At 68.6% G+C, this 3,630-nt stretch carries 2 protein-coding genes; both read left to right on the top strand.

Annotated features, from left to right (window positions below; genetic code table 11):
- Positions 1-2,169, top strand: a 2,169-nt coding sequence (locus ABF821_RS20295) for a peptidase domain-containing ABC transporter (protein WP_415531386.1), incomplete at its 5' end; no start/stop codon positions are given.
- Positions 2,166-3,599: an HlyD family type I secretion periplasmic adaptor subunit gene (locus ABF821_RS20290; protein ID WP_415531385.1), complete on the top strand. Its 1,434-nt coding sequence runs from the start codon at positions 2,166-2,168 to the stop codon at positions 3,597-3,599. The genes ABF821_RS20295 and ABF821_RS20290, both read left to right, overlap by 4 nt.
- Positions 3,600-3,630: the final 31 nt, after the last annotated feature.

The raw sequence follows: 3,630 nt of genomic DNA, 5'->3' as shown, positions 1-3,630 counted from the left end.
TATGCGGCGGTCGCGGCGGCGCGCTTCCATGGCCTGTCGGTGGATGTACGCGATTTCGTCGCCGAGCCCGGCGAGGCCGCGCCCTCGCCGGCGGCGCTGGCGCGCTGGCTGAACGAGTGCGGCGCGGTGGCGCGGGGCATGCGCCTGCGCTGGCGCGACCTGGTGCGGCTGCGCAACGTGCCGCCGATCGTCCTGATGTTTCGCGATGGCTCGGCGGGGCTGATGGTGGCGGGAGACCCGGACCGGGGCGTGGTGTGGCTGCGCGACCCGCTGGGTGACGAGGGCACGCCCCCCGTACCGCTGGATGAACTGCGCCTGGCGCAGGTCTGGACGGGGGACGTGCTGCTGGTCAAGCGCCGCCGCGACCAGAGCGAGGCCGATGCGCCGATCAACGCCGCGTGGCTGGGCCGCATGGTGCTGCGCGAGAAGGGGCTGCTGCGCGATATCCTGCTGTCGTCGATGGTGCTGAGCGTGCTGGCGATCTTCCCGCCGCTGATCGTCATGCAGGTGGTCGACAAGGTGGTGAGCTACCACTCGTTCTCGACCCTGATCTCGATCGCCGCGATCCTGGGCATGATGAGCTTCTACGAGGTCCTGCTGTCCTATGCGCGGCGCGAGCTGGCGCTGGTGGTGACGACGCGGCTGGATACGAGGATCTCGCTGCTGGTGTTCGATCGCCTGCTGTCCCTGCCGCTGGAATTCTTCGAGCGCGAGCAGGCGGGGCAGGTGATCGGCCGCGTATCCGCCATCTACAAGGTGCGCGATTTCATGACCGGTAAGCTGATGAACACGGTGCTGGATCTGTTCACGCTGGTCGTCGTGCTGCCGTTCCTGTTCTATTTCAGCATGCCGCTGGCCTGGATGACCATCGCCGCCGCCTGCTGCATCGGCCTGGTGGTGTTCGGCTTCATGCGGCCGGTCGGGCATCTGGTCGGCCGCAAGGTGGCTGCCGACATGGCCCGTGGCGCCGTGCTGTACGAGACGGTAGCGGGCATCCGCACGGTCAAGACGCTGGCGCTGGAACAGACAAGGCGCCAGCTCTGGGACGACCGCTCGGCCGAGTCCGCCCTGTGGGGGCTGGCCGCGGGGCGCATGGGCAACATGGCCGCGACCGTGGCCCAGCCGTTCGACATCTTCATCAATCGCGGGATCATGCTGGTCGGCGCGTGGCTGATCCTGACGCATCACGGGGACATGGGCGCGGGGGCGCTGATGGCGTTCATGATGCTCGGCGGGCGCGTCGCGTCGCCGCTGGTCGGGCTGGCCCGTCTGCTGGACGACCTCAGCGAGGTCCGCACCGCGCTGAGCGAGGCCGGGCATGTGCTGAACCAGCCGACCGAACGCCAGGCGCTCACGACCGGGTTGCGCCCGGTGATTCATGGCGCCCTGTCGTTCCGCGAGGTGTATTTCACCTACCCCGGCGCGACAACGCGGGCGCTGTCGGGGGTGAATTTCGATGTTCCGGCCGGCAGCACGCTGGGGCTCGTGGGGCGCAGCGGTTCGGGCAAATCGACCGTCACCCGTCTGCTCCAGGGCGTCAGCCGCTCCTATACCGGTTATCTGCGGCTGGACGGGGTGGACCTGCGCGAGATCAACCTGACGCATCTGCGCCGGTCGCTGGGCGTGGTGTTGCAGGACAATTTCCTGTTCCGGGGCACGGTGCGCGACAACATCACTGCCGGGCGGCCGGGCCTGACGCTGGATGACGTGATCCGCGCCGCCCGGCTGGCGGGGGCGGAGGAATTCATCGAGCGCATGCCGGCCGGGTACGAAACCTGGATCGAGGAAGGCTCGACCAACATCTCCGGCGGCCAGCGGCAGCGGCTGGCCATTGCCCGCGCGCTGATCTGCGACCCGAAACTGCTGATCCTGGACGAGGCGACCTCGGCGCTGGACCCGGAGAGCGAGGCCGTGGTCAACGCCAACCTGCAACGCATCGCGCGCGGGCGTACCATGGTCATCGTCTCGCACCGCCTGTCCTCGCTGGTCGATTGCGACCAGATCTGCGTCATGGACCAGGGGCTGGTGGTCGATATCGCCCCGCATGCCGTCCTGCTGGAACGCTGCGCGATCTATCGTTCGCTGTGGCAGCAGCAGAACCGGCATGAGGCAGGCGGGCGGGGGCATGCTCATCCGGCGGCGATGCTGGCCGAGGGAGACGCACCATGACGATGCCCCCGCTGGTGCCGCCGGAGACCGATGCGGTCGAAGCCTATGTGCTGCCCGAGACCGTCGATCGCGACATGCCCCGCGCGCTGCTGGAATTTCATTCGCCCAGCCTGGCGCTGATCGACCTGCCGCCCACCGCCTCGGCGCTCTATCTGGCATGGATCGTCTCGGCGCTGGCGATCATGGGGGTGATCGTGATGTCGGTCTTCCCGCTCGATCAGGTGGTGGCGGCGCAGGGGCGGATGGTTTCCACCGAGGCGACGCTGGTGGTCCAGCCGCTGGAAACCGCGATCATCCGCACCATCGACGTGCATGAGGGCGATTTCGTCCACAAGGGGCAGATCCTCGCCCGGCTGGACCCGACCCTGACCGGCGCGGATGTCGAGGATATGGGCCAGCAGGCCGGTGCCTATGCCGCCCAGGTCGCGCGCCTGACGGCCGAGGCCGAGGGCCGCGATTATGCACCCGATCCCAATGACCCGGCCGCGATGCAGGAGGCCGCCGCCTTCGCGCGGCGCCGGGCCGAACTGACCGCCCGCATCCAGAACTACGACAAGCAGATCGCCGGCGCGCGCAGCGACATGCAGGGCAACCTGGCCGATGCCGCGATGTATGGTGCCCGCGCCCGCGTGGCGGACAGCGTGCTTGCCATGCGCCTGCGCCTGCAACGGGACCAGGTGGGCAGCCGCCTGTCCACGCTTTCGGCGCAGAACGACCTGATGGAGGTCGAGCGCGCCCAGATCGCCGCCCATCAGGCCGCCGACGGCGCCCGCGCGAAGCTGGAGGCCGTGACGGCCGAACGCGATGGCTTCGTGCAGAACTGGAAAGCCACGATCTACGAAGATCTCGCGACCGCCCAGCACCATCTGGCCGATGCGCGCGACGAAGCCCGCAAGGCGGGGCTGCGGCACAGCATGATGGTGATGCGCGCCGACCGCGACGCGGTGGTGCTGAGCATCGCCGCCCTGTCCGTGGGCTCGGTCATGCAGTCGGGCACGCAGTTGATGACGCTGGTGCCGGTCGATAGCGGGCTGGAGGTCGAGGCGGCGATCCGGGGGTCCGATGTCGGCTTCATCCGGCCGGGGGATCATGTGCTGCTGAAATTCGCGACCTTTCCCTACACCCAGTATGGCGGGGCCGAAGGCACGGTGCGCGTGATCAGCGCGGATTCCTTCTCCGCCGGAGAAAGCGGGCGCGGCGCCCCAGGTTCGCCGGCCCCCGCGCAGTCCGCCGATGTCGGCGGGATGGATGCCTTCTACCGTGCGCGGGTGCGGGTCGATCGCTACACGCTGCATGGCGTGCCGCCGTTCTTCCACCCCCAGCCCGGCATGCCGGTCGAAGCCGATATCCATGTCGGCCGTCGCACCATCATGCAGTATCTGATGAATCACCTGGTGCCGGCGCTAACCGATGGCATGCGCGAACCATAATTTCGGCCCGCAAACGCGGATGGCCGGCAAT

Source organism: Gluconacetobacter sp. (assembly GCF_047721585.1).
Classification (GTDB): domain Bacteria; phylum Pseudomonadota; class Alphaproteobacteria; order Acetobacterales; family Acetobacteraceae; genus Gluconacetobacter; species Gluconacetobacter dulcium.
The sequence above is the reverse complement of the archived record's forward strand: the minus strand, read 5'-3'. Positions and strand labels throughout refer to the sequence as shown.